Source organism: Campylobacter concisus, assembly GCF_002165785.1.
GTDB lineage: Bacteria > Campylobacterota > Campylobacteria > Campylobacterales > Campylobacteraceae > Campylobacter_A > Campylobacter_A concisus_W.
Genome location: NZ_NDYO01000004.1, coordinates 23,314 through 44,004, shown reverse-complemented (window position 1 = coordinate 44,004; position 20,691 = coordinate 23,314). Strand labels below are relative to the sequence as shown.

At 35.9% G+C, this 20,691-nt stretch carries 21 protein-coding genes; 13 read left to right on the top strand and 8 right to left on the bottom strand.

From position 1 onward, the window contains the following. Positions 1-11: 11 nt before the first annotated feature. Entirely contained in the window at positions 12-1,217 is a 1,206-nt protein-coding gene (gene metK / locus B9N62_RS02860; protein ID WP_087584287.1) for a methionine adenosyltransferase, read from the bottom strand. Between the two features lie 138 nt (positions 1,218-1,355). On the opposite strand from metK, the gene sstT reads away from it, so the two are divergent. The 13 genes from sstT (at position 1,356) to B9N62_RS02795 (ending at position 13,097) form a co-directional block, all read left to right on the top strand. Continuing rightward, entirely contained in the window at positions 1,356-2,723 is a 1,368-nt protein-coding gene (gene sstT / locus B9N62_RS02855) for a serine/threonine transporter SstT (protein ID WP_374188100.1), read from the top strand. An 87-nt stretch (positions 2,724-2,810) separates the two neighbouring features. Then, positions 2,811-4,532, top strand: a complete 1,722-nt coding sequence (locus tag B9N62_RS02850) for a M3 family oligoendopeptidase (RefSeq protein WP_087584286.1) — start codon at positions 2,811-2,813, stop codon at positions 4,530-4,532. 1 nt (position 4,533) lies between these two features. Then, on the top strand, positions 4,534-4,983 hold the full coding sequence (locus tag B9N62_RS02845) for a hypothetical protein (RefSeq protein ID WP_087584285.1): 450 nt from the start codon (positions 4,534-4,536) through the stop codon (positions 4,981-4,983). Between the two features lie 51 nt (positions 4,984-5,034). Further along, positions 5,035-7,104 (top strand): ATP-dependent helicase, encoded by a 2,070-nt coding sequence (locus B9N62_RS02840; protein WP_087584284.1) that lies wholly within the window; start codon positions 5,035-5,037, stop codon positions 7,102-7,104. Further along, positions 7,101-7,922: a tRNA pseudouridine(55) synthase TruB gene (gene truB / locus B9N62_RS02835; protein ID WP_087584283.1), complete on the top strand. Its 822-nt coding sequence runs from the start codon at positions 7,101-7,103 to the stop codon at positions 7,920-7,922. The genes B9N62_RS02840 and truB overlap by 4 nt, the downstream gene beginning before the upstream one ends. Continuing rightward, positions 7,916-8,146, top strand: a complete 231-nt coding sequence (gene csrA, locus B9N62_RS02830; RefSeq protein ID WP_021090864.1) for a carbon storage regulator CsrA — start codon at positions 7,916-7,918, stop codon at positions 8,144-8,146. Before truB ends, csrA begins: the two co-directional genes overlap by 7 nt. Next, a complete protein-coding gene (locus tag B9N62_RS02825) occupies positions 8,143-8,886 on the top strand; it encodes a 4-(cytidine 5'-diphospho)-2-C-methyl-D-erythritol kinase (protein ID WP_087584282.1) in 744 nt (247 codons plus the stop codon). The genes csrA and B9N62_RS02825 overlap by 4 nt, the downstream gene beginning before the upstream one ends. Before the next feature lie 14 nt (positions 8,887-8,900). Then, positions 8,901-9,353: an SsrA-binding protein SmpB gene (gene smpB, locus B9N62_RS02820; protein ID WP_035142320.1), complete on the top strand. Its 453-nt coding sequence runs from the start codon at positions 8,901-8,903 to the stop codon at positions 9,351-9,353. An 8-nt stretch (positions 9,354-9,361) separates the two neighbouring features. Beyond that, positions 9,362-9,958, top strand: coding sequence for a thioredoxin (locus tag B9N62_RS02815; protein WP_087584281.1), 597 nt, complete (start codon positions 9,362-9,364; stop codon positions 9,956-9,958). Positions 9,959-10,020: 62 nt separating this feature from the next. After that, a complete protein-coding gene (gene flgB, locus B9N62_RS02810; protein WP_054196421.1) occupies positions 10,021-10,455 on the top strand; it encodes a flagellar basal body rod protein FlgB in 435 nt (144 codons plus the stop codon). 8 nt (positions 10,456-10,463) lie between these two features. Further along, entirely contained in the window at positions 10,464-10,964 is a 501-nt protein-coding gene (gene flgC, locus B9N62_RS02805; RefSeq protein WP_087584280.1) for a flagellar basal body rod protein FlgC, read from the top strand. Beyond that, positions 10,964-11,257: a flagellar hook-basal body complex protein FliE gene (gene fliE / locus B9N62_RS02800; RefSeq protein WP_021090507.1), complete on the top strand. Its 294-nt coding sequence runs from the start codon at positions 10,964-10,966 to the stop codon at positions 11,255-11,257. Before flgC ends, fliE begins: the two co-directional genes overlap by 1 nt. 7 nt (positions 11,258-11,264) lie before the next feature. Then, the gene (locus B9N62_RS02795; RefSeq protein WP_087584478.1) at positions 11,265-13,097 is read left to right on the top strand and encodes a peptidoglycan D,D-transpeptidase FtsI family protein; all 1,833 of its coding nucleotides are present in this window, start codon (positions 11,265-11,267) and stop codon (positions 13,095-13,097) included. Positions 13,098-13,194: 97 nt separating this feature from the next. On the opposite strand, the gene B9N62_RS02790 is transcribed toward B9N62_RS02795, so the two are convergent. From B9N62_RS02790 to B9N62_RS02760, 7 genes are all read right to left on the bottom strand, one after another. Then, complete coding sequence (locus B9N62_RS02790; protein WP_257640172.1) at positions 13,195-13,695, bottom strand: hypothetical protein; 501 nt, start codon at positions 13,693-13,695, stop codon at positions 13,195-13,197. A 53-nt stretch (positions 13,696-13,748) separates the two neighbouring features. Continuing rightward, a complete protein-coding gene (locus tag B9N62_RS02785; RefSeq protein WP_257640171.1) occupies positions 13,749-14,123 on the bottom strand; it encodes a fatty-acid--CoA ligase in 375 nt (124 codons plus the stop codon). Between the two features lie 57 nt (positions 14,124-14,180). Further along, a complete protein-coding gene (ccsA, locus tag B9N62_RS02780; RefSeq protein WP_087584278.1) occupies positions 14,181-17,276 on the bottom strand; it encodes a cytochrome c biogenesis protein in 3,096 nt (1,031 codons plus the stop codon). Positions 17,277-17,321: 45 nt separating this feature from the next. Further along, the gene (locus tag B9N62_RS02775; protein ID WP_021090538.1) at positions 17,322-17,879 is read right to left on the bottom strand and encodes a c-type cytochrome; all 558 of its coding nucleotides are present in this window, start codon (positions 17,877-17,879) and stop codon (positions 17,322-17,324) included. A gap of 92 nt (positions 17,880-17,971) precedes the next feature. Further along, positions 17,972-19,228 (bottom strand): major outer membrane protein, encoded by a 1,257-nt coding sequence (locus B9N62_RS02770; protein WP_087584277.1) that lies wholly within the window; start codon positions 19,226-19,228, stop codon positions 17,972-17,974. Between the two features lie 256 nt (positions 19,229-19,484). Then, entirely contained in the window at positions 19,485-19,922 is a 438-nt protein-coding gene (locus B9N62_RS02765; protein WP_087584276.1) for a hypothetical protein, read from the bottom strand. A gap of 133 nt (positions 19,923-20,055) precedes the next feature. Further along, positions 20,056-20,643: a hydrogenase-4 component G gene (locus B9N62_RS02760; RefSeq protein ID WP_087584275.1), complete on the bottom strand. Its 588-nt coding sequence runs from the start codon at positions 20,641-20,643 to the stop codon at positions 20,056-20,058. Between the last annotated feature and the right edge of the window lie 48 nt (positions 20,644-20,691).

Sequence of the window (20,691 nt, the reverse complement as noted above, 5' to 3'; positions counted from 1 at the left end):
CTTTGATATGATTATTTTTTCAGTAAAGCTTTGAAGGTATCAACTGCATCGAGCTTTTCCCAAGGGTATTTTGCATTTCCCACTTGGCCTTTTGCAGCTACTTTTGCGTATAAAAATGTCTCTTTGCTTGGTTTATCAAGACCAAATTTATTTGTTATCCAGCGAGGAGTTAGAGAAAAATGCTCACTTACAAAATTTGAAAGCATATCGTCATTTACGCCATTTGCATGAGTTCCCATGGTATCAACGCTAACTGAAGTTGGCTTTGCAACGCCGATAGCATAGCTTATCTGAACGATACATTTTTTAGCAAGACCAGCTGCGACAATATTTTTAGCTATCCAGCGCGCTGCGTAAAGACCGCTGCGATCAACTTTTGTGTAGTCCTTGCTTGACTGAGCACCACCGCCTATTGGACTATATCCACCAAAGCTATCAACGATTAGCTTCCTACCAGTTAGACCGCTATCGTGAAGTGAGCTGTGATTTACATATCTACCTGTTGGGTTTATATAGATGATCGTTTTTTCTTTATTATACAGCTCTTTTGGAAGACCAGTTTCGTCTATTAAATTTTGAATTAGTGCGCGAAGCTCTTCTATCTTCATACTTTCCACGCAAGGGGCGGAAACGACGATAGTGTGGATACTTTGAGGTTTACAGTTTTCAAAGTTATCTTTGCTACCGTAATCAATAGTAACTTGTGTTTTTATATCAACGCCAAGCTTATCAGGGTTTGCTTTGGCAAATTTATATACTTTTTCACAAAGCATTCTTGCGTAAGTTATAGCTGCAGGCATAAATTCTTTCGCTTCGCAGCTTGCAAAGCCAAACATGATGCCTTGATCGCCTGCCCCGATCTCGCCATCACTTTGATCAACACCTTGATTTATATCTGGGCTTTGTTGATTTAGGCAGACTTTGACCTCGATATCATCTGGGTGCAAGCACTGCTCTTTTGTAAAGTTGCTCTTTCCATCATATCCGATATGTGCAAGAGCATCTTTTACGATCTTTTCGTAATCTTTAAAAGAGAGTTTTACTTTTGAGTTTATCTCTCCGCCTATTACTATATTTTTCCCAGCCACAAAGACTTCACTTGCAACACGCCCATTTGGATCTTGTGTTAAAATAGTATCCACTATGCTATCAGCGATTATATCAGCACATTTATCTGGATGACCTGGACTTACAACTTCAGAGGTAAATAGATACATTTTCATCCTTTTTTCTTGACTAAATTTTGTGCAATTGTAACAAATCTATTTAAAAGGCTAATTAATCTTTATCAAATTCTTTATATTTAAAAATTGTTTAGCTAAAATCGACAAAAAACTAATTTATTAAGGTGTCAAATGAATATGTTTAAAAACATAGCAAGAAGATACGCCGATGGAAATTTGATAGTTCAAATTTTAGTTGGTATCATCCTAGGTGCCCTAGTTGGCTTTTACACACACTACGAAGCAGCTCCTTATAACAAGATCTCGGCTAAAATTCAAACTATTCAAAACGAAAGTGGTTTGAGCGTAGATGAAGTTATAAAAACTCGCCTTAGTCAAGATGAAGCCAAGCAGCTAAATGAAGCCAAAGAAAAAGCTAGTTCAGCCGATTCTATCGCAGCTTCAGCTTCAGTTTTAGGCGATTTATTCAAAGGTGCTTTAAAAGCTATCGCACCAATTCTTGTCTTTGTTTTAGTGGCAACATCCATCATTTTAAGAGATTTTGGTCATACAAAAGGTATGCAAAAGATCATTACACTCTATCTAATTGGTACGTTTTTAGCAGCCGTTGTTGCAGTTATTGCTAGTTTCTTATTCCCAGTGGAGCTTTCTTTAAAAGGTCTTGCAAGTGCTGATATGTCAGCACCTCAAGGAATTACCAATGTCTTAAAAGATCTCATTTATAAAATGGTCGAAAATCCGATAAACGCTTTAGCTAATGGTAACTATATAGGCATCATCACCTGGGCAGTTGGTAGCGGTATAGCACTTAGAAATTCCACAGCTGAGACCAAAAAAGTATTTAAAGACATAAGCGATGGTGTAACTCATATTGTTAAATTTATCATTAGACTAGCTCCATTTGGTATTTTTGGCATGGTAGCTATTAGCATTCATGAAACTGGATTTGAGGTACTTGCAGGATATCTAAAACTAATTTTAGTTCTTGTTGGGGCAATGCTTGTTGTCGCATTTATCATCTATCCAGCCATGGTTTTTATATTAACTAGAAAAAATCCTTATCCACTTGTCATGATCTGCCTAAAAGAGAGTGCTATTTCAGCATTTTTTACAAGAAGCTCAGCTGCAAATATCCCTGTAAATATGGCACTTTGCAAAAAGCTTGGTCTAAAAGAGGAGCTTTACTCGATCTCGATCCCACTTGGAGCTACCATAAACATGGGCGGTGCGGCAGTTACCATTAGTATCCTAGCGCTTACCGCAGTAAATTCTATCCCATCTATCACAGTTACATTTGGCGATGCGCTACTTCTTTGCTTTATCTCAGCTCTTGGTGCGTGTGGTGCTTCGGGCGTGGCTGGAGGCTCACTTCTTTTAGTGCCATTAGCGTGCGGTCTTTTTGGTATCAGCAACGATATCGCTATGCAGTTTGTCACAGTTGGCTTTACTATTGGTGTTATCCAAGACTCAGTTGAAACTGCGTTAAATAGCTCATCTGATGTACTTTTTACAGCAGTAGCTTCAGAAACTTCAAACTAATACCCATAAAATTTCAGCTAAATTTTGGCTGAAATTTTACTTTTATCCATTTTTTTGTAAAATGTCCCAAAAAATTAAAGGATAAATATGCAAATTTGGGATCTAAAAGCACTTTTTTCAAATGAAAAAGAGTGCGAGCAAAACGCTCGAAATTTACAAAAAGAGTGTGAAAAATTTAAAGAAAAATATTTAGAAAAATATGAAAATTTAAAAACAGATGAGTTTTTAAAGGCGTTTGGCGAATATGAAAGCTTGATAGCTAAAATTTCAAAAACCATGACTTACGCTTTTTTAAATTTTGCTAAAGATACAAGTAAGGGCGCATTTTATGCAAAGATCGATGAGATCGCAACAAAAGCAAATGAAAATTTGATATTTTTTGAGATCAAATTTAATGAGCTTAACCCTAAAAAACAAGAAGAGATCATCAAAAGCTCCAAAAAATATGGCTACTATCTAAGCAATCTTGCCAAAGTAAAACCGCACCAGCTAAGCGTTGCCGAAGAAAGAGTATTACTTCGCACTGCAAGCACCGGAGCTGAGGGGTTTTCGAGGCTTTTTGATGAGAGCATGAGCAAGATGAGATTTAAATTTAAAGGCGAGCTTTTAAGCGAAGAGGAAATTTTAGCCAAGCTTCATGATAACGACCAAAGCGTGCGAAAACTAGTCGCCAAAAGCCTCTCTAGCGAGCTTAGTAAGCACCAGCACCTTCTTGGCTACATATATAATATGATAAAAACTGATCTAAAAACGAGCTGTGAGCTTAGAAATTTTAAGCTACCCGAAGAGCCAAGACACCTTGAAAATCAAATCACCAAAAAAAGCGTTGATTCGCTAATCGCTGTAACTGAGAAAAATTTTGACCTAGTCTCTAAATTTTACGAGCGCAAAAGAGAAATTTTAGGCCTTAAAAAGCTTTATGACTACGATAGATACGCGCCTCTTAGCAGTGAGGGCGAGTATAAATTTGATGAGTGCAAAAAGATAGTTTTAAAAGCATTTTCAAATTTCTCAAGCGAATTTGGCGAAATTGCTAAAAGTGCCTTTAGTGACGGTTGGATCGACGTTTATCCAGCGCCAAACAAGCGAGGCGGGGCATTTTCTCACTCAGGATCAAGCGACACGCACCCTTATGTTTTGCTAAATCACACAAATCAACGAAGAGACCTTTTTACGCTTGCTCACGAGCTTGGCCATGCCGTGCATCAAAAGCTCTCATATAACGTAAGCTACTTAAACTCAGACACGCCACTAACCACGGCTGAGACGGCTTCGGTCTTTTGTGAGATGTTAGTTTTTGATCACATAAAAGACGGCCTTAGCAAAAAAGAGAAAATTTCACTACTCGCTGGCAAGATCGAGGATATATTTGCCACGCTTTACCGCCAGATAAATTTCACCACATTTGAGCGAGCCGTGCACGCACATGAGGGCGAAATCAGCCTAGATGAGCTAAATAAAATTTGGCTAAAAGAGAGTAAAAAGATGTTTGGTAAAAGTGTAACGCTAAATGACTACTACAAAATTTGGTGGAGCTACATCCCGCACTTCATCCACACGCCGTTTTACTGCTACGCCTACTCTTACGCACAGCTTCTAGTGCTTGCACTTTTTGGACTTTACAAAAGTGGCAAATGCAAAAATTTTGTCGAAATTTACACCGAGTTTTTGAGCCTTGGTGGGAGCCTCAGCCCAAGGGAGCTTGTAGGCAAATTTGGCTTTGATATAGATGATAAAAATTTCTGGCAGATCGGCATAAATGAGGTCAAAAAACTAGTAGATGAGTTTTTAGAAATTTCAAAGGAATAAGATGTTAGACGAAATTTTAGATGATGAGAAATTTTCGCTTTTGATGAAAATGCACGTCTATGAGTGCATTGATTTTTTGCTTGAAAAAGGGGTAAATTTCTCAGTTATGGCAAATTTACCGCTAGTTAGCTTTGAGCCTAGCTTGCCAGATGAGATAAGTAGTAGCTTTAGCATGCCAGTCATTATGTTTTCACTTGGTGGCTACACGCTTGAGAGTGCAAAGTTAACGCAAGATGAGCTTAGTTTTGAGGCTGGCTTTGGTAGTGAAAATTTTGCCTCAGTGGTCTCCTTTCCACTCGGTGCAGTGGTTCAAATTTTGGTTGAAAATAGCCCGATCCTTGTAAATTTTTCTATTCATAAGCCAAAAGAGAAGCAAGCGGACCGCACAAAAAAATCGGCTTCTGTTTTTTTACAAAACCCAAAAAATAAAGATATATTTAAGAAAAAATAGTAGTTTTAAGCATTTTTGGCTAAAATCAAAAGAAAATTTAAAAAGTAAAAAATGGAAAAACTACTATCAAATTTAAACGAAGCCCAATGCGAAGCAGCCACTCATATAGATGGTCCGATGCTCATACTTGCAGGAGCTGGAAGCGGTAAGACAAAGACGATCACTACTAGACTCGCCTACCTCATCGGCGAGGTCGGTATAGACGCAGCAAATACACTAACTCTTACTTTTACAAACAAAGCCGCCAACGAGATGCGAAGTAGAGCCATGGCAATGCTCAGCCAAAGTGGCAAAAACTACTCGCCACTACTTTGTACATTTCATAAATTTGGGCTTTTGTTTTTAAAGCTATATATTGAAAAGCTTGGCAGAAAAAATAATTTCGTAATTATAGACACAGACGACAAAAAACGCATCATCAAAAGCTTTGAAAGTCCGGTTGCAACAGCGATACTTTCAAGTGAAATTTCAAACTACAAAAACTCACTTTTAAGCGTTGAAGAGGTCTATAAAAACGCAAATTTTTCATCATTTGATAAAAACAAAGATAATTTTTACAAGCAAGCAGCTCAAATTTATGAAAAATATGAAGATTATCTCAAAACAAATAATCTTGTTGATTTTGACGATCTACTCGGGCTTACATATAAAATTTTAGACGAAAACGAAGAGCTTGCTAGAGAAATTTCAAACCGATACAAATACATAATGGTCGATGAGTATCAAGACACAAACGACCTTCAGTATAAACTGCTAAAAAAGCTCTGTCTATGTCACGAAAACATCTGCGTCGTAGGCGATGATGATCAAAGTATCTACGGCTGGCGCGGTGCAAAAATAGATAATATCTTAAATTTTAAAGATCAATTTAAAGATGTAAAGATCATTAGACTTGAGAAAAACTACCGCTCAAGCAATGCAATACTCAAAGCAGCAAACGAGCTAATAGACCACAACCGCAACCGCCTTGGCAAGAAGCTTGTGGGCACAAAAGGCGAAGGCGAGGCTGTAAATTTGATAGAGAGCTTTGATGAGAGCGTCGAGGCTGGTAAGATAGCAAAATGCATAAAAGAGCTTTTAAGCAAAGGTGTCCAGGCAAAAGATATCGCGATCTTATACCGCATAAACGCGCTCTCTCGCTCGCTTGAAGATGGACTAAATAAAGAGCAGATCGCTTATAAAATGGTCGGCGGCGTAAAATTTTACGAAAGAGCCGAGATCAAAGACATTATTAGCTATCTAAGGCTGATAAACAATCCAAACGATGACTTTTCAATAAGACGCATCATCAATCGCCCAAAACGCGGCCTTGGTAAAGTAAGCCTTGATAAGCTTGAAAAAATGGCATTTGATAGCAAAATTTCCATTTACGAGGCGATCTCAAATATCTCTGATAACGACGAAGCTTTTAGCAAAAAGGTAAAATCAGCTCTTGTTGAGTTTGCAAACAACCTAAAAGAGCTTCAAGAAAGCAGCTCGGTTTTTGACCTAATAGATAAATTTGAAGCAAAATTTGGCGTGAAAAAATACTACGAGAGCTTGCCAGATGGCGCTGAAAGAACGGCTAATATAGACGAGTTTTACGCTGTTTTAAAAGATCAGATCAAGCAAAATCCAATCTTTGATCTGGAGGAATTTCTAAACGAGATCACGCTAACAAGTGAGCAAGACGGCATCAGTGATGAGGCTATAAGTATTATGAGCGTGCATGCGAGCAAGGGGCTTGAGTTTGAGCACCTTTTTGTTATCGGTCTTGAAGAGGGATTTTTCCCACTAATTGGCGATGGAAGCGACATCGAAGAGGAGCGCAGGCTTGCGTACGTGGCGATAACAAGAGCCAAAAAGACACTTAGTCTAAGCTTTGCAAATTCGCGTTTTTACAAGGGTCAGCGCACGAGGCTAAATAAGAGTAGATTTTTAAGCGAAAGTGGCATAACACATGGCTCGCTAGTCATCGAAAAGAGTAATGAATTTAAAAAAGGTGACTTGGTTAAGCATAAAATTTTTGGTATTGGCAGGGTGAGCGCGGTTAGCAAGATCAAAAAAGAGTTTAAGCTAACTATAAATTTTGGTGGCAATGTAAGAGAGATAATGTCAAGCTTCGTGGAAAAAGCCGTATGAACGCCATTTTCGTGGCAAACAAGCCTGCTGGTATGAGCTCAAACCACTTTTTAGGGCGACTAAAGAGAAAATACGGCGTTAAAAAGGCTGGATTTTCAGGCACACTTGATCCATTCGCTAGCGGCTGCTTAATAGTCGCTTTTGGTTCATATACGAAATTTTTTAGATTTTTAGATAAAAGTCCAAAAGTCTATGAAGCTACGATCTGGCTAGGGGCTAGCAGTCCTAGCATGGATAATGAAAATATCACTGAAATTTCAAATGTAAAAGAGCTAAATTTAGAAAAACTTGAAATCATAAGAGGTGAGCTAACTGGTAAGATAATCTACATCCCGCCAAAATTTAGCGCCAAGCACGTAAATGGCACAAGAGCCTATAAGCTAGCTAGAAATGGCGAAGAATTTGAGCTAAAGACAGAAACGATGGAAATTTTTGATAGTCAAATTTTAAACTATTCGCACCCATTTTTAACTATCCGTCTAAGCGTAAGCGAAGGAAGTTATATCCGTTCGTATGCAGAAATTTTTGGAAAAAAGCTTGGTTATAATGTAACTTTAAGCTCATTAAAAAGGATAAGTGAAGGCAAATTTTGCTATGAAAATGAAAAATTTTTGAATATTTGTGATTTTTTAAATATTCGGAAAAATACATACTTTGGGGATATAAATGATATTCTTGATGGTAAGAAATTAAAAATTAACGATTTTGAAACACAAAAGCAAGGAATTTATTTGCTAAATTATGATAAATTTATGAGCGTAATCCAAATCACGGATGATACTATAAATTACACTCTAAATAAGGTTGAAAAATGTTAATCCTCGCAAGAAAAGAAAATGAAGAAATTTTAATAGGAAATGACATAAAAGTTGTCATAGTAAATATTTCAAAAAATACCGTTAAACTCGGTATCGAAGCGCCACGAAATACAATGATACTAAGAAGCGAATTAGCAAATGATATCAAAAATGAAAATATCCATGCCACAAAAACTGCAAGTGAAGCCGATATCCACGAGCTAGCCAAAAAAATCGAGAAATGAAAAGCTTTGCAAAGATAAATATATTTTTAAAGATAGTTGGCACTAGAGGCAGCTACCACGAAATTTTATCGCGCTTTATCCTCTGTGAACAACTTTTTGACGAAATTTATTTTAAAAAGTCAGATTCATTTGCCATAGAATGTAACAACCACGATATAAAAGACAATATCATTCAAAAAGCGATAGATGAGCTAAAAAAAGCTGGCTTTTCAAATGAGCTAGATGAGTTTTTTAGCTCTCATAAAATCATCATCAACAAACAAATCCCAATAGGTGCTGGTCTAGGAGGAGGCAGCTCAAACGCCGCCACCTTTTTACTTATGGTAAATGACGAGCTAAATTTAAATATAAAACGCGAAAATTTGATGCAAATAGCCTCTAAAATTGGCGCTGATGTGGCCTTTTTTGTAAGCGGCTACAAGGCAGCAAATGTGAGCGGCATAGGCGAGATCATAGAAAAATTTGATGACGAAGTGCCGGATTTAAATATCTTCACGCCAAATGTTTTTTGCTCCACACCGATGGTTTATCAAGAATTTAGAAGCAATTTCTTACAATACATAGACGTTAATGCTGCAAAAAAGATGCAAAATTTAAAGAGCAAAGAGCTACTTGAAATTTATAAAAACGAGGAGCTAAACGATCTTTTTGCCCCATGCTTTAAGCTCTATCCACAGATGAATGAGTTTAGGGATAAATTTCTAAGCGGCAGCGGCAGTAGCGTATTTAGCGTAAAATAAAAGGTAAAATTTTGATAAAAGATCTAGCAAAAAACAAGAAAGCTTTGCACGACTTTAGCATACTTGAGACCTTCGAGGCTGGCATCGTTTTAAAAGGCAGCGAAGTCAAAGCTCTAAGGGCTGGTAGAGCAAATCTAAAAGATAGCTTTGTACGTGTCATAAAAGGCGAACTTTTCTTACTAAACGCCCATATCAGCTATCTTGAGACCACACATAGCGCATTTCGTCCAAATGAGCGAGCAGCCAGAAAACTTTTGATGCATAGAAAGCAGATTGATAAAATTTTCGGTCAAGTCTCACAAGATGGTCTTACTTTGGTTGTTTTAGCACTTTATCTAAGTGATAAAAACATCGTAAAAGCAAGGCTTGCCCTTGCAAAAGGTAAAAATTTACACGACAAGCGTGAGACTCTAAAAAGACGCGAGGCAGACAAAGAGGCAAGAGCTGCCATAAAAAGATATGTTTAAGGGATAAGATGAAGAAATTAATTGTTTTAATAATCGCTTTATTTACTTTTTTTGGTTGCGGTGAGGACGAGAGCAGCAGTACAAATTTTAAAGAATTTAGCCCAAATAAAGAGGTTAAGCTTATAGACGTAAGCGGCAAGGAGCTTACTTTAGTTAGAAAAGATCACGGCTTTGCTATCAAAAATGATGAAAATAAGGTTTTAATGATCGACATTTTTGGCACATTTTGCCCGCCTTGCCAAAAAGAGGCAGCTGAACTTACAAAATATCAGCTTGAAAACAAAGATAAATTTACGCTAGTTGGACTAACTCACTTTGAAAATGTCACAAATGAGTATGTTTTGCACGAATTTATGCAAAAATTTAACGCCTACTATTTCATAACAAACGATCAAAAGATAAATGATAGACTTGCCGAGCAGATCGTAAGAGACATCGAATATAAACACGAGATCGCACTACCTTTTAAAGTAGTGATAAAAAATGGTGAATATCAAATTTTAACAGACGTAGATAGCGGACAATACGGGGTAAAATACTATCTTGGTGGTATAAAAGTCACAAAAATGAAAGAAGATCTGGCAAAAATTTATGAGACAAAATAAATTTGCTCTATATTTGGAACATAGTTTGCTTATAAAAGTGTGAAATTTCATAAGGATTTTAAATGTTTGTTTTAGATAAATCAAAATCTAGCCCACTTGTTGAATCAGCTCTTGCAGGCAGAGAACTACGCCAAAAACTAATCTCTGGCAATCTTGCAAACGTTGATACACCATTTTATAAAGCTAGAGATATAAGATTTGAAGATGTTTTAAAAGAAAAAGCAAATGAAATTTATAACACTTCAAGCCAAAAAAAGCTACAACTTGCTAAGACAAACGAAGCGCATATGGCTGCGGTTGATTTTCCAAAAAGCGACACAGCTCAAATTTTCTTGCGCGATGGTCACATGGCTAGAAACGATGCAAACACGGTTGATCTTGATGTTGAGACAACAGAAATGGGCAAAAATACAGTTATGATAAACGCTCTTGATAACGCCTACAAGGCTCAAAGCAATATCTTTAAAAGCGTCATAGACGCAAGTGCTAAGAACTAGGAGAGATGATGTCATATTTAAATGATTTTGATATTAGCGGATACGGACTGAGTGCACAACGCTTCAGAATGAACGTCATCAGCTCAAACATAGCAAACGCTCAAACCACAAGAACTACTGAAGGTGGTCCATATAGAAGGCAAGAGGTCATCTTTAAAGAGATGAATTTTGATAAAATTTTAAACGATCAGCTTAAAAGCTCACAAAGTCTACTCAAGTATGAAAATCCGCTTGACGATCCAAGCTCACCAAGAAACGCTCATCCTGCCCTAGTTAGCGTAATCGTGGATAAAGTGGTGCGTGACGATAAGGACTTTCAGCTAAAATATGACCCGAGCCATCCAGACGCAAATGCAAATGGCTACGTCGCATTTCCAAATATAAATCCAGTCATTGAGATGTCTGACCTACTTGAAGCAACAAGGGCATATCAAGCAAACGTGGCAGCCTTTCAAAATGCAAAAACAATAGCACAAAGTGCGATATCACTTATTTCAGGACAAGCATAATGATAAATAGTATAAATTTAGACAAAATAAATAAAAATGAAAATTCAAATAAAATAGCAAAAGCAGGCGAAGAAGGTGGCTTTGAAAATGCTCTAAACGACTCTTTAAAAGAGCTAAATAAAGTCCAAATCAACGCAGATAAAGCCATAGCCGATCTTGCAACTGGCGAGGTAAAAGATCTTCACCAAGCTGCTATAGCGATAGGCAAAGCAGAGACTAGTATGAAGCTTATGCTAGAAATTCGCAACAAAGCACTAAGTGCTTATAAAGAAATTTCTAGAACACAAATTTAAGTCATTAATGAATTCCAGAAAATCAAAAATAACCATACTTTTTTTATTAATTACTTTTGGAATTTCAATATTCGTACTTGTCATATTTTATAGAGCAAGTATCGAGCGAAAGCTTCCTAGGCTTCAAACAAGCGATATAAATACGGCAATTCGTGGCAATATAATCACAAAAGATGGCTTTAGCATCTCTTCAAGCCAAAAACTCTACAAAGTGATGCTTGATACTAGAAACATCGATCCTAATAAAAAAGAGATGTTTATCAAACTATATTCGCTTTACAGTGGCGACGATCCAAACAAAGTAAGAAAGATTATAAATGGCACAAAAGGCATTGTTACACTCTCATATAGCATTGATGCAAAGGGTGCTACCTACCTTCAAGAGCTCTCAAGAAAGCTGAATCGCAAGAGCATTTTGGTTTCATACCTTGATCCAAAAACAGGACTTGCTTCATTTCAGGGCATGAGAGTAATGGAAAGCGGACAAAATCGTAAATTTATGTCAAAAGACGCTCTCACACCGGCTATTGGCTACGTGAGCAAAACTGAAAGTGACGCGCTAACAAAAAGCAAAGGCGTAAAAGGTCTTGAGAGATACTATGAAGATTATTTAGCCCCTATACAAAATGCAAAAATTTTAGGACCTCGCGATATTGGAAATAATATTATTTTAACAAGTGACTCAAATTTAGCAACAAGAGTAGATGGTTACAATGCAGTACTTTCTATACCACTTAAATTTCAAACCAAACTAGAGCAAATTTTAGATGAAAAGCGTGAATTTCTAGATGCAAAAGAGCTAGTCATCTGTATAATGAATAGCAAAAATGGAGAAATTTTAGCCCTAGCTTCTAGCTCAAGATATGATCCTTCAAACATAAGAAAGCAAGATTATAGCGCTCTAAATTCGACCGTTAGCGAATATGCTTATGAAGTTGGCTCAGTTTTTAAACCATTTATATTTTCTATCTTACTTCAAGAGAAGAAAGTAAATCCATTCGAGCTTGTAAATACCTATAATGGCCGATACCAACTTGGCAAAAGGATAATCAAAGATACCCATCCGGAGCCTTTTATGAGTGCTGAAGATATAATCGTACATAGCTCAAACATTGGTATGATTCAGCTTGTTGAGCGTTTAAATGGGCCACAAATTTATCAAGGGCTTTTAAATTTTGGCTTTTCAAGAAAGACTGGCATAGATCTACCTTACGAGCAAGTAGGTATGATGCCAACAGTTACAAAGCTAAACTCATCAACATATAAGGCGACTGTGAGCTACGGATACGGCTTGCAAGCTACATTTATGCAGCTTTTAAAAGCCTATAATACATTTAATAATAAAGGCGTTGAAGTTACTCCTCACATGGTTGCCTACTTAGAGAGAAACGGGAAAAGATACGATTTGCCAAAGTCCGAGCCAGCTCAAGTTATATCACAAGAAACCGCAAAGATAATGAAGAGAATTTTAATAAAAACGGTTGAAAAAGGTACTGGACTAAAAGCCTTTACGCCAGGGCTTGAGATAGGTGGCAAGACTGGAACTGCACACATTGCCTCAGGTAGTGGTGGATACAGCAATACCTACAATGGCTCATTTTTTGGCTTTGTAAATGACACAAGAGGTAATAGCTACACAATAGGCGTTTTAGCAAGGGATCCTAAAAGACCTTACTACTACTTCGGTGCTCAAAGTGCCTTACCTATGTTTAAAAAGGCAGTTGATCTGATGGTTGAGGATGGATATTTATTTCCTGATGCAAATGTAATAGCTGAGTTTGAAGCCAAAAAAGATAAGCTTAAAAATGATAAGGCAAAACAAAAACCTGCTTTGGACTAAAATTTTAAAGACAAGAAAGATATAAAAATTTCTTTTGCTTTTATTGCTTTTAATAAATTTCTCTAATTGCAAAACCTTTAATACTCTTAAAATACTTTTAGTTTCTAATAGCAATTAAATTATAAATAGAAAATCTAAACTGATCGAAAAGATTTAAGTCTTTAATATTTTTAGAAGTTATCTCTTTGTCATCTTTGTAGTTTTTTCCGCCTAAAAAGAGCAGATAAATAAGCGGCATAACATAATTAAATCTTAAGAAAAGCGCTACGATACAATGAAAAAAGCCGTAGTTGTATCTGATACAAACATAAAAACCATAAATTATATAGGATATCATTAGAATCAAAAAAGCATAGAATACAAAGCTTAAACCAGCATAATCTGAAATATTTAAAAAGTTACAAACTAAAATAAAAGTACCTACCAAAGCAGGCAATATAATGATTGGAAAAATTAGATGAAGTCCAATTAGATCAAATTTACTCGCATAAACCTTTATGTTATATCTACCTGCAGGAATTATCAAAAATATAGGCAATACGATTGAAAAGAAAATAAAAGATACCACATACATAGAATCAATATCATAAGAACTCATTTTTATCCCAAGCTTAATTTTAAGATATTTTAACTACACTTTTTTTAATAAATTTATCTACGATTTTTGCGATTTTCTATGCCGATTTTCTCACTCTCTTCTATCTCGACAATATAGCTTGGATTTTTCTTTTTAGCCTCTTTGTCTAAAAAACTAATGAGCTTTGCATCAGAATTTTTATGAGAGCAGATTAAAATTATGAAATTTATATAGTTATTTGCCTCTTTTGGCATGACTTGGTTATTTTTAGCTGGTATACTAAAATTTCCTACAAAGACTTGAATGAGTTCGAAAAGCTCGTTTTTACTTAGACTATTATCACCCGCAAGCTTTTCAAGCTTTTCGATCGTTATCTCTTCTTTTTCTAATGCGAGCTCCTTTGTTTCGATGCTATAATCCCTATTTCTTAAAAGTATATAGATTAACACACAAATTGCAATTAATAACAATACAATAAAGAAAACTATTAGACCTTTTATTAGCATCTAAAGCCTTGAGCAAAGTGATCGCTTTGTAAATGCTAAAACACTCATAAGCACCATTATTATGATACTAATCCAGATAAAATCAGGCACTGGCAATGGATCGCCAGCTGCATACGAGTGCATGCCAGCTAAATAAAAATTTACGCCAAAATAAGTCATAATAATCGACCAATAAGCAAAAAATGAAGCCACTGCAAATGCATACTGGTTATTTAGCCTTGGAATAAATCTTATATGAAGAACCGCGGCATAAACAAGTATCGAAACTAGCGCCCAAGTCTCCTTGCTGTCCCAGCCCCAATATCTGCCCCAGCTCTCGTTCGCCCAAACACCACCCAGGAAATTTCCAAGAGTAAGCAAGCTAAGTCCTAGTATCATAGCCATCTCATTTATACGGGTAGCTTCGAGGATGTTGCGAGAAATTTCTGGATTTGGCTTTTTCTTATTTTGTAAAATGATAAGCAATAGTGTAAAGCCACCAAGTAACGCGCAAAGCCCTAAAAATCCATAACTTGCAGTAATGACAGAAACATGTATTGTTAGCCAGTAGCTTTGAAGCACTGGCACAAGTGTAGTGATCTGTGGATCCATCCAGCTAAGGTGTGCAACAAACAATGTGACACCAGCCAATATTGACGTAAGAGCAAGAGCGATAGGGCTACGTTTTGCAAAGACGATACCAGAAAATCCTAGAGCCCAAGCGATATAGACCATCGATTCATAAGCATTACTCCAAGGTGCATGCTCAGCAATGTACCAACGAAGTCCAAGTCCGACAGTGTGAGCAAGAAAAGCTAGTAAATTTATAATGTATACAACTCTTACGATACCATTTATCTGAACCTTTGGAGCTAGCATTTTGACAAAAACAAAAAACAAAAGCGCAAGGCCAGCCAAAAGATAAACCGGCGTCAATCGCTCAAAAATTTGAATTTTATTAAACAAAATTTCTATATTTATCTTTTCTTCACTTGGCATTACAGCAGAGCCGTACTTTTGCTGATAAGCTGAAATTTTATCAAGTGCAGCATCAGCCTTGCTCCAATCACTATCTTTTGTTGCCGCATCAACTGCTGCAAAATACTCTCTCATCATATTAATGACTAGATCGGCCTCCTTAGGCGGAAAGTACATCATTGCACTAGCAGGCGAATACCAAGAGTTTGATGGGTCATCTTGTTTTGGAAAAATTTTAAAAATTTCACCAATAAATATCATATAAAAAACATTCAATCTCTCGTCGATCTTTATCACATCTTTATCAAATGTATTGCGTGATCCAGGATGCTTACGATTAGCAATTTCAGCAAATTTTGTGAGTTTATATTCACTTCCGCCATCTTTTGTGGCTCTAAAAAAATCATTAAAACTTGCATATTTTGCATTTTCATCTATGCCAAGCTCTTTTTTTAGCTCCTTGCTTTGTCCAAGTGAGATAATTTTTTCACTTCGCCAAAAATCAGGCGTTACCATTATTGAAAGCATCGCTTGATTCGAGTTTAGGCTATTTATGTTCTCGCTTCTATGTATTTTATTTAAAATTTCTTTGCTAAGAGTGTCAAACGGCTTCATTCTACCATCTGAGCTTTGTACAATAAGCCTAGAAAGCTTTTGTGTGTGCTCTTTGCTGATATTAGGCAAAAAGTCTTCAGCCTTTAATGAGCTAGAATTTAAACTTAAAAGCATAATGGCAATGATAGCAACAACCTTTTTACCGTCTTTTGTTGATTCATTATCGATTAACTTAGCTAGCTTTCTAAAACGACTACCAGGATTTACAACATTTAACACAAAGCCAAGTCCAAGCAAAAAGTAGCCGATATAAGTTGGTATCTTGCCTGGGTCTTTATTGACAGAGAGAATGGTTCCTTTTTCATCTGTATCGTATGAACTTTGGAAAAATCTATAACCATCATAGTCAAGCACATGATTCATATAAATTTTATAGTCAAGCCCCGACATGTTTGTATCATCTTTTACAATAACTTCACTTGAGTAGCTCATAGGCGAATTTGAGCCAGGATATCTTTTAAGCTCAAAGTCTTTTAAGTATAAGCTAAACGGAAGTTTAACTTGCTGCGCGCCCCATGAAGCGTTAAATTTTTGTCCAGCCACAGCTAAGCGTGAAGGCTCTGTTAGGTTATAAAAAATATGCATCTCTTTACTCTCGCCTTTATAATTTAATTCAGCTATCAAGGCGTTAAATTCGCTATCTTTTGTACTAACTAGCTTCCTTGAGGCATGAGCAGAAACTAATCTTGGAGCAAAATTTATATTTGAAATAGTATAAAGACTACCCATACCAAATTCATTTACGCTACCAGCTTTTAACTCAGTTTTTGAGCTATCACTCATTGTAAATTTTGAAAGATCGATATTTGAAGTAACTGTGAAATTTCCGTCCACTAATTTAAAAAGTACATATTTTTTACTCTCGTCTGGCTTAGCATTAAAGATAAAACTAATATCTGCGACTCTTGCTTCCTCTTCTTCTAACAAGAAGATTTCTTCGCTTTCACTCTCGTTTGAAACCACAAATTCCACTACTGGTTGCCCATTTTTATCATCCACAAACTTATAGCTTGCATTTGGCACAAATTCTTTAAATTTTAAATTAGCTTCATTATCTGCTATTTTTAGCTTTAGATCAAAACCTTTTTTTGCATCAGAAAGTCCTAATGGCAAAGCAGCATTTATCTCTTCTCCATTATCGTTTAATGCGGTTAAATTTAAATAGGATATTTTTGTCGTAACGATATTTGACTGAGTTTTTTCTCTTATATGCATATCAGCCTCAAAGCCAAGATATCTTGTTATTCCAGCACCGATTAAGATAACGATAAAACCAAGGTGGAAGATAAGCGAAGGGAGTTTTTTAGGATCTATTAAGTTGTATCTAAAGATATTATAGGTCAAATTTATACCAAGAAGTAGTTGAATGAGAGCAAACCAGCTGGTACCATAAACATAGTACCATGCAGCTTCTGTACTAGTTTTACTTTCTATTATCGTAGCGGCTCCACTAGCTATGGCAAAGATTATCATCAAAATGATAGCTGAGCCTATACTTAAAAATAATGATTTTGGATTTAACATCTGCTTCCTTTTATTTATATTATGACAAAGCTATCAAAGTAAAACTTATCTTAAATAACTGCCTTGCTTTGTTTGAGTAGAGACTGGTTTGTTTTCATTTGCGTCTTGTTCAGCAAATGCATCTTTACCTTTTAGATAGGCAAGAATCGCACCAAGGTCATTATTTGAAAGAATTTTAGCTTGGTTTTGCATTACATTTTTACCGCTTCCACCAAAACTTGAGTCGCTTCTATAAGAGATGATACTATCTTCAATATCCTTAGCATCCATATTTTTTAGAGGCGTTGAACCAAATGGCCTTTTATCAGCATTCTCGCCATGACAGCTAGCACATTGCTTTTCATAAAGCTCCTTACCTAAAGAAACACTATATCTGCCCTTTCTATCAACGCCTAATTTTAAAATTCTATTATCTTTATAGCGTCTTGGATCTTCATCGACATAGACATTTACTTTTTCATTTCTATCATTAGCCTGCTTTTTTGCCATTTCAGCAAGTTCTTTACCAAACTCACCACGAGCTTCTATATAGTAGACTTGTGAAGCTGCAAAGGCATTTGCCACCAAAAAACACGCCAAAAAAGAAATTTTAATACTTTTCATAATTTTCCTTGAAATTTTGCTCTAAATTTAAAAATCCCGGATCAGATTGCTCCGAGCCGGGATTATATCATAAGTTGATTAATGAGCTACGATTAGAATGAGTATTTAGCTTCAAATCTGAATTGATCTTCTTTGTTTTTAGCCTCATCAGCAAATTTTGAAGTTTTGAATGCATAGTATGAGCTAAATGTTAGCTTTTTGCTATACTCATATGCAAATCTTGGGGTAACCTCTTCAACTTTTTCTTTGCCATTTTCGCCAGCAGCTGCAGCGTGTTTAATGTGGCCTTTTATGTAATCAACACCAACTGTAAATTTATCAAATGTATATCCAGCTGTTCCATATACTAGGTTTGCTTTTCCATCAGCCCAAGTTGGATCAAGTGTAAGCTCACCAACATCTATTAGACTACCTTTATCTTCAAGAGCAAATGATGTTACGCCTTTATTATCAACTTTCCAACCCATATAACCAGCTCTTAAATCAAAGCCAAATAATGAAGCTGTAAGTTCACCAGCATAGAAATTACCATCATTATAGTTTGCAACGCCATTAGATTCATCTATATCTTTAGAAAGATATGCTTTTGCGCTTTTATCTACAGTAGTATTTATATAGTTAACTCTACCGCCTAAGCTAACATCATCATTAATAGCAAAATTTGCTGAAACATCAGCTGCAAGTAGGTCAGCTAGATTTGTTAGGCTAGCATACCATAGTTGGAAATTGATAGGATCATATGAACCAGCGATGCCAGCTGCATATAGATTACCTGCATCATAATCATTTAAATTATTTGTAATTTCATACAACTCACCATCACTTTCAGCACTATAACCCTCAATTGCGTCAAAAGCTAAAGCAGTAAGTGTTAGTCCTTCGATGTCTTCATTTACTACTCTTACACCAGTACCGACAGCATCATCAGTAAAGTATGAACCTATAACTTGTTTACCAGCTGTTATAGTAGTAGCACCTACTTTGTAGCCTAGATAAAATTGATAAACTTTAAATGAATCAGTTGTATTTGTTTTATCTGTTCCAGCTTTAGCATTATCGCCTGAACCGTCATTTGCATTATATCTTAGACCAACAACACCAAAGAAATTATCATCGATGGCAGCCTTAAAATTTGTGATCATTTTAAAGTTGTGTTTTGCATCACTTCTATTTTCTGAAGGAGTTGCTGAAGCATCAGCACTTTTATCTCTAGTATTTGTATATCTATATCTTGCAAATCCTGAAAGATCTACATTTTTTATAGCTTCTTCAAGTGGAGTAGCACTTGCTACGCTTGAAAACGCACCTAAAGCAACCAAAGCGGCTAAACTAATTTTTGTTAGTTTCATTTTTTCTCCTTTTAAGGTTTTTGTGCTGACGATTATAATCAATAAAATTTAATATGAAGCTTAAAATTTTTAATTTCAGTTACCGATCGTTTACCGTAATTAATCAAGAATAGATAAAAGTTGATAATTTTAAACAGACTAAGGATAAAAATTAAAATGAGTAAAAAGAAAAAGGGGCTATTGCTTTGCCCCTTAAAAGGAGTTCTAGTTTTGATTGCTGTTGAAATTATATAAGCAAGCAGTAAATCAACGGTAATTAAAAAGAAATTTTTTCCTCTTTTGGCACTTCGATATTTGTTTTTACATTTTTTCTTTTAATAACCACTTCATTTTGCGGCTTTTTTATACCATTATATAAGCCACTAGAGCCACCCTCTTTTATAAGCAACATATCTATAAGTTTATCTGCATAAAAGGTCGCATAGACCAAGTCACCTTTATCATAATAGTACCTATTTGCACAAAAATTTGCTTTATTGAGTTTGTGATTTTTTGTATCGCTCGCCACTATTTCATAGCAGTATTTTGAATCTTTATATGTAACCTCTTTTATAAAACCTTTGATTGAGCTTTTTACTGGTCTATTTTGCATGACCTGTCTTGGCTGTTTTCGCAGCGGCGGATTGTCTTCAAAAAATGAGCAACCAAAAAACATGATAGCAGTTGTCAGTGGAAGTAAAATTTTAGCTTTCATCTGTTCTCCTTAGTGTAAAACGGAGAAGTATAACTTTTAAGATTAAATAAATTTTGTGGGAAATTAAAGGCTCGTATCTAAATTTATATACACGATCATACAAATTTATCTTAGACGAGCCTGCCTAAGATAGTTAAGCTGAAACATTTAAAACGTTACCGCCAAGCTCGGCGATCTTTTTATCAAGACTCTCAAGGGTCTTTTCAATAGTCTTTTGAGAAATTTCAGGAAGCTCACCTCCCCAAATTTTCTTCGCATCCTCAAAACCCTTTGCCACACCCTCTCTACCAGCTTTTAGTTTTTCTACGTCATCACCTGCACCATTTAACACAAAGCTAGCTATCCTATCAACCGTATTTGCGATACCAAAAAATCCATTCTCGCTAATAAGATCATTTGCCTCGTCACTACTTAACTCATTTAAGGATTTACCGTTATAGCCGATATTTGCAAGATCAAGTCCTGATAAAATTTCTGATAAATTTTTAGGCACATTAAAGCTTAAGCCGCTTTGGGCTAGTAAATTTGAACTACTACTTTTAACGATCTCTTTTTGATACTGCAAAAAGTAGCTATTTGAAATGTCTTTGGCTGTTAAATTTGTAATTTCAGACTCTTTTTTAGAGATATCCTTTTCATCTTTATGAAGTGAAATTTCTGATTTTACATTTTCTTTTAGACTTGAACTATTATATGAGTTTGCGATTTGAGAAATTTTCATTTTGGCTCCTTGAAATTTATAGAATCAATATCGCCAAAAAGTAGAATT